The sequence below is a fragment of the Butyrivibrio sp. INlla14 genome (assembly GCF_900102515.1).
GTDB lineage: Bacteria > Bacillota > Clostridia > Lachnospirales > Lachnospiraceae > Butyrivibrio.
Genome location: NZ_FMVS01000055.1, coordinates 1 through 7,070 on the forward strand (window position 1 = coordinate 1; position 7,070 = coordinate 7,070).

Sequence of the window (7,070 nt, forward strand, 5' to 3'; positions counted from 1 at the left end):
TATTTAGTGTATGCTCAACAACCGGCTGATTTTTCAGCCGATGTTTTCGCATAAAATATAACAACAATTGTACCTTGAAAATATCAAAATCAATTTTTGGAACAAAGAAAGCCTTAGTAGGCTATCAAGGTTCATTGAGATGATCGACAGCACTATTGAGCTGCGTGTAGTATCCTCGCGCTTTGTCATGATCAAGCCCAGTCCATGACTGTGCTTTGATAATCCAAATTTACGCTCAACTTCGATCCTGTCTACGCTATCAATGTACTCTGTACGCTTATCGATGACTGTATCCTTGCCAGGCCTTCCAAGAGCTGGACCAGCAAGCCTTATTCCATGCTCCTTGCAGTACGCAAGATTGATTCTGTTTCTGTAAATCTTATCTGCAAGAACTCTTTCGGGATAATGTCCATTACGCTTGTAGTAGTTTTCTATTGCTGGAATTAGTACTTCGCTTTCGTTGTAAGCTTCAAAGGATATCTTTTCTATCCTGCCAAGACCATTCTCTACACTTAGGTCAAGCTTTGCGCCAAACTCAACAGGCGCCTTGCTCTTTCCTCTGACAATAGGTCTGATGTATGGCTGAGATATACTGACAATCCTGTTCTCTACTGTATGAGTTTTGTTGTCATACATGTACTGTTGCTGTTCAACAAGCTTATCCAGTACTTCAAGGCGATCCAGCTGTTTTTCATCAGGACAGTATCCATAGCTTGCAAGCCAGTCGATGTAATTCCTGTCTCGGCGTATGTACTGGAGCTGCTTCTTTATTGCCTTACGGATCTTCTTTGAAGACCTCTTCTTGCTCTTTGCAAGAGCAAGATAGTCCTTTCTGGCATTTTTCTTGTACATCCGTGGCTGTTTGAGGTTGTACACATAGCAGATAGATTCGATGATCTCTTCAAGATTTTCTCTTGCTTCGTTCAGGAGATTAACATCCTGAGGAAAAGCTATATTCTGAGGTGCACAGCTGGCATCAATGATGAGTGTTCCATCATTATCATTGCCTGCATCGCCATGATTATCAGAGTTATCTCCATTACTATCAGATGGAGTGTTGCCATCGTCATGTTTATTGTTCTTGATGATCATTTCATTGATCTCGGCAAGCTTTTCATCCGTAAGGCGTTTGCGAAACTCAACCAGCAGTGATGGCGCAAATGGCTGTTCTAGCTGGAATCCCGGGAGACCGATGAAGTACTGATAATACGGATTCTCCTGGATTTGTTCTACAAGCTCTCTGTCGGAATAATCATATTTCTTCTGAATGAGAAGAGCACCAAGAGCCATCCTCAGAGGTTTTGCAGGCATTCCACAACCTGATGGAAACAGGTCAGCGTATTCTTTTTCGATAGCTTCCCATGGGATCATGGCAGCTTTCTTTATCCATTTATTCTCAGGATTCAGTTTCAAGCCAAGCGGCTGGTTGAAATCCTTGAGGGTTATTTGACGATTTTGATTCTTTTTGTACATGGGATTCTCCGCGAAAAGTGCAAGGTTTTTGAAGCAAAAGTAATGATTTCCTTGCATCTATTATCTCACGGATTGTCCGCAAAGTCAGTAAATATCAATGGTTATTAATTGTTGAGCACGCACTATTTAGTTTGCTACAACTATCTTTTTTAATAAATTAGCAGCAAATTGACATCTAAAAACGTTACTCCATCTATCACCAATATCTGTCATGGCACAATACATAGAATGAATTCATCTCCAAGAACACATAACCAGTAAGTTCATCTGCGTATTCATCCCATAATTCACCATGAGCACTAACAAGGAATCCGGATTATTCAAGAGCCCCTATATTTTTGATTCTTTCCATCCAATCATTGAAATGCTTCTTTGTCTGACTAACAAAAGCAGGATATTCTTTTCTTTATCGCAGAAAACTTTTAAACGCCATTTATACATATCGGAATTGCAGTACAATACCAAAGACAAACTTTTTGTCAATGTGTTTTGCTCCACACAAATATATAAAATCTCTTCTACTCTTTTAGTGCCTATCAAATTGATTTAGTTATTCTTATTCACTATGCAACTCTAATAAAGTCTTAGAGAATATTTTAACATCCTCAATGTCATTTATGAACTTTTCTAAATTGTTTTTGTCTGAATTCAATATACCATTAAAAATAAATGAAAATAGTGGAAAAATCATGACTATAAGGATACACAAACACATCACTACTAACGACCTTTTTATGAGCAATACAAGTTCCACATCTTTTAATAAATCAGATAAGAAGATGGTAAAAATAGGTATAAATACATATGTTGCTATTCTATCAAACAAAGGTCTCACATCTTTCCAAAAATCATATTCTTCTTGCTCTTTTCTTGCGCGGGCTATGAGCCTATCTAGTTGTTTCTCATCATATATATCTATTTCAAAATCCTTTAGTAGTTGAACTACCAGTTTCATCCTTTTACAAGCAGATGGTTGTATTATATCGTTGACAATCCTTCTTTGTTCAGACTTCATATTCTGACCTATTCCCAAGGTTCCCCCGGCTATAAGTATACATAAGATAGCCCCAATCTCCAGCAATTCAATTTGAAAATGTGTAGAAACAACGGTTAAAAATGCTCCAAATATCACAATTGATAAGCACGCTTTTTCATACACTTTCATTTCTTTCAATGAAATCCATGGAGATATTATTCCAAGCACATCAACTTTATATTTCCTGTATAGAGTGTTAAACATCTTTTTCCTTTCCATCCTATTTTTCTTCCGGAATATTTATTTTCTCCTGCACAATATAAAGAGGTCTCTCTTTAGCTACATCAAATATATTACCGATATATATCCCCAGCACCCCAAGCGTACTCAGAATAAGTCCTCCAAAGAAGAACACCGCAGCTGCCAAAGTATTCCAGCCTTCCGGATTAGCCACATGCATTGCCCAGGAAATAAGGACAAAAATAATATAAATCAACGAACCAATTGCTGAAATAGCTCCCACATAAACAGGAACATAGAGTACCCTGTTTGAGAATGTAGTCATAGCCCTTAATGCATACTCCACTTTCCTTCCAAATGTATAGGAAGATTTCCCTGCAAACCTTGTCTCGTGCTCAAGATCAACAAAACCTTTCTTATATCCAGTCCATAACAGGAACATAGTAAAGTCTCTTCCCTGCCCCTTTGTATGAACATACAGATCTGTCGCTCTCTTGCTAGCTATGAGGTATGTTCCAAGCTCATAGTCAAAATCAAGTTCTGACAAATAACTAAACACCTTATGAAAAACCTTAGATAATAACTGCACAATAGCAGAGTCCTTGCGATCATGACGTCTGACAATTAGTACATCCAGTTCCTGTTTCCTCACCTTCTCATACAACATCGGAATATTCTCTGGTGCGTCCTGAAGATCACAATCCATGGTAACAATCCAATCACCTCTGGCCGCAGCCACACCAGCAGTAATTGCCTTATCCTGTCCGCAGTTCCTGGTAAGGCTTATAGCCTTTACATGTTCATCTGCAAGCGCTTCTTTCTTAATCGCATCCCAAGAGCCCATTCCATCTCGATCATCCACAAGAATAATCTCGTATCCAACTCCCATATTTTGCAGAGTTTCAGTATTTCTTCTAACTAGTTCAGGAATTGCCTCTGGGCAGCCATAGACAGGCACTACTACTGATATATCTATTTTTTCGTTGTTGTATTTTCCCACTTTGATACTCTCCTACATACAATTACTCACTCACGCTCTTTACTACCACAGAATTCTTCTCATAGTACTTAGCTAAGTAATAGTTTATCCACTCATTTGGGTCACTTGTTGCATCATCAAAAGCTATGATTTCTGGTCTTACAGAATAAGGTTTCAAAACAACATCTTTGACGCTGTCATCTTTCAATACAGCAAGTCTTTCAACATTCTCATTATAGAAAGTCTTGGCATTTCCATTTACAACATCAGTAAATGCAGAACTCCAAGAATAGTAATATGGATCAGCTTTCACACACAAGGCACTTCCAAATACTAAAATCATTGTCAAAAGAGCTATCACCGTACTCCCAACCTGTGCAAAAGAGCCTTTGTCCTCTGGAACCCTTACAGAATATATCTCACCTTCAATTTTCTGCCTGCCCCAAGCTAGCATATACATAAGTTCAAGCACCATCATAAGAACAAAGTTCATGAAAATATAGCCCCTAAGCCTTCCAGCATCTACATTAGATAGGGCAAAAAGCGGCGGAACAATAACTACTGCCATCATACCTAATGCAAAGATAGAAAAAATAAATGGGTGCTCAAACCTGTGATTCAGCGTTCCAGCAAGTTTCCACATTATTATTGCAACTATAGCTAACAGAACTAGCACTTCCCATCTTGTCAGTGCATTAATGCAAACCTCAAAAACATAGTAAAATGCAATTGTAATTGACTTAATAGGGCCAAATCCTTGTGTTTGACCCGCTCTCGAAGCGTTTCCAGGACATAATACACTTGCCAGAAGTCCAATAAAATTAAATAAAGCCGGAAGCCATAAAAGATTAAAAATCTTCTTACGTTCAACATCCACATTTTCCAGCTTAATAAAGCTTACCTTCTCTAGAACAATCAACACAATTATCAGAAACGATATAACTGCAAGTGATAATGCGGTAAGGTAGTTTGCTCCCCCTAACCAAAATCCCCAAAAGCTTGCCCAGCACAACTTTCTAACTCGAGATCTCTTATCATCACATAGAACTGCTCTTATTAAAAGGCCAATCCAAAAAAGCCCCATTCCCAGCATAAACGTATAATCTACAGCCCCTGTATACCAGTAAAACATTTCAACTCTTGGGCCATTTGCTGGCAATGAATGAATCATGATGGTCAACGTAAGCATTGAAATTATATTTGCAAGTTTCTTGTCTCCTTTAAAAACATGAACTATCAAAGTTCTAAAGAAATAACAAACCCCAAAGGTTAGAATAGCTATCATCTCATATACTACAAGAAAATACATTTTCTCACCAAGAACGCATGGATTGAACCTATACATCAAACATGGAAAGAACGTGCCTTCCCATCTAAGATAAAAATCAAAAGCATAATAAAAGGCCATAATAAAAGTAGCAAACACATTTCCTGTACTCTCATAATACTTGATCATAGGGCCGCCCTGAGCAAGGTCATCTGCTGAAAGCCAGTCAAAATGGCCAATAACCAACATCGGTATTATGCTTAGGATATAAAACACGGTAACTACTATATTTACTGTTTTTATACTAATATGTTTATTCCATTTAGGTAAAGAATAAATAAACATCTATCTGAAACCTCCTAGTGTTTCCTATTAAAGCTGTCACTTATACACATTCTGCACTATCCAATCACAGTATTCATCAACATTCATTCGATTTAAGCGAACCGATCTTAAATTCTGCCTAAAATTGTCAACTACTTCAGGATGATTCCATAGCTCTTTAATAGCATCTGCTAATGCCTCTGCATTCCCGCTCTCAAAAAGCTTACCATCAATCTCATCTTTAATTAATTCCGGAATACCACCAATATTAGCCCCAATAACTGGCACTAATCGCTCCTGACTCTCCATGACAGAAAATGGATTATTCTCATAGCACTCCGATGGGCAAATTGTAAACATAGCGTTTCTGATCAGTTTGTCAAGATCATCGCCTGTTCTAAAACCCACATTCTGTGCATACAAAAGTGTATCTATATCCCTTGAATAATCACCACTACCAGCAAATACAAAATCAACTTCTGGAAGCATATTGCAAGCATCTATCAAAGTTCTGACTCCCTTTTCCCAAGAAAAGCGCCCGAAATAGAGTACATACTGCTGTGGAAGCTTTGTCCCATCGCTTAATATCACCGATTTATCAACATTTCCAGTCGCATTGCTAGAAGCCTTATTATACCAGTCATGTGTGCTCTCTGCATGTTCTACAAAATTATGCTGTGCTACTGTCTTGCCCGAAAATAGCGAATTCATGTCAAGCTTACTCTTCATAAACTGAGAACAACATACTATCTTATCTATATACTTGTAAGTTCCACGAAGATTCCAATAGAAAGCCTCTGTTGCTCCAATCAATGATTTTATTGTAGAGCCATGAATACACTTATTACTAATGCAATTACTGAAGTGTCCCACTGCACATTTTTCACAGTTAAGATGAGTGTTAGGATTATTAAACATGTGATTAGGACATAAAAGCTGATAATCATGGGCTGTGTATACTATCTTGCAACTACATTTATTGGTCTCTCTCCATTTCACAATTTCCAAAATAACTGAAGGTGTCAGCTGATAGTTAAAGTTATTTAAATGGACCACATCTGGCTTAAAATCATCCAATACCAGCCTAATTTTCTTCCTTGCCTCAGAACTATAAATAGTCTTAATAGGATAAGTCATCTTGGCAAGCTTACTGCCACCATGAAAATCCATATCAGAAGTATAAGAATTTACAGCATTTCCAACACATCTCCCCTCATGTTCCATGCCAAAATACTGGACCTCATGGCCGGCCTTCTCAAGAGCTTCGCCAAGCTTAAATATATATGTCTCAGATCCACCGTTGGGATAGAGAAACTTATTAATAATTAAAACCTTCATACTACTTAACCACCTTCAATACTTGTGTTTACAATACCTTACAGTATCACGTCATCACCCATTCATCCACTTGGGAATCATAAGATAATATGCCCCATATTGATATCTATCAAACGTATCATCACTAAACAAATCCTTATCGTCTGCATTTACAAAATATAAACCTGAATTATTCACGGCTTAATTACAAAGCCGCATAGTTACTGCATTTAAACTGCATATTGCTTTCACCCAATAAGTGAAACCTAAGGGTATTAATAAAGCCCCAATTCTGTTACAATTTTAGGTGTCGAATCCAAAACCATAACAAAAAAGAGGCTTCATATGTATAGTTTAGATTACACAACCTTAGAAAGCAATAAGCGTTTTAAATTAAATTTTGATGGAGGCGATTTATCCTCCGATGCTGGTCTTCTCCTAATAAAGGAATTTATCAGCAAACTGCACTTTGACAAGCTGATTGACAGCATATT

The 7,070-nt window shown here is 37.6% G+C and carries 5 protein-coding genes and 1 pseudogene; 1 reads left to right on the forward strand and 5 read right to left on the reverse strand.

What is annotated here, in order from left to right; genetic code table 11:
* Positions 1-33 precede the first annotated feature (33 nt).
* From BLO53_RS18465 to BLO53_RS18485, 5 genes are all read right to left on the reverse strand, one after another.
* Positions 34-1,473 carry an IS5 family transposase gene (locus BLO53_RS18465; protein ID WP_092062556.1) on the reverse strand — a complete coding sequence of 480 codons (1,440 nt, stop codon included), beginning with the start codon at positions 1,471-1,473 and terminating at the stop codon, positions 34-36.
* 556 nt (positions 1,474-2,029) lie between these two features.
* Positions 2,030-2,728, reverse strand: coding sequence for a hypothetical protein (locus tag BLO53_RS18470; RefSeq protein ID WP_092065094.1), 699 nt, complete (start codon positions 2,726-2,728; stop codon positions 2,030-2,032).
* Between the two features lies 1 nt (position 2,729).
* Positions 2,730-3,689, reverse strand: coding sequence for a glycosyltransferase family 2 protein (locus tag BLO53_RS18475; protein ID WP_176757365.1), 960 nt, complete (start codon positions 3,687-3,689; stop codon positions 2,730-2,732).
* Between the two features lie 22 nt (positions 3,690-3,711).
* Complete coding sequence (locus BLO53_RS18480) at positions 3,712-5,280, reverse strand: DUF6056 family protein (protein ID WP_092065099.1); 1,569 nt, start codon at positions 5,278-5,280, stop codon at positions 3,712-3,714.
* 36 nt (positions 5,281-5,316) lie between these two features.
* A complete protein-coding gene (locus BLO53_RS18485) occupies positions 5,317-6,597 on the reverse strand; it encodes a glycosyltransferase (protein ID WP_092065102.1) in 1,281 nt (426 codons plus the stop codon).
* Positions 6,598-6,921: 324 nt separating this feature from the next.
* On the opposite strand from BLO53_RS18485, the pseudogene BLO53_RS19025 reads away from it, so the two are divergent.
* Positions 6,922-7,070, forward strand: a pseudogene (locus tag BLO53_RS19025) (IS1380 family transposase); the annotation flags it as partial.

Bases quoted from the DNA above. Each gene is read 5' to 3' on its own strand.
- BLO53_RS18465 (WP_092062556.1), bottom strand. From the start codon at position 1,473: ATGTACAAAAAGAATCAAAATCGTCAAATAACCCTCAAGGATTTCAAC.
- BLO53_RS18470 (WP_092065094.1), bottom strand. From the start codon at position 2,728: ATGGAAAGGAAAAAGATGTTTAACACTCTATACAGGAAATATAAAGTT.
- BLO53_RS18480 (WP_092065099.1), bottom strand. From the start codon at position 5,280: ATGTTTATTTATTCTTTACCTAAATGGAATAAACATATTAGTATAAAA.
- BLO53_RS18485 (WP_092065102.1), bottom strand. From the start codon at position 6,597: ATGAAGGTTTTAATTATTAATAAGTTTCTCTATCCCAACGGTGGATCT.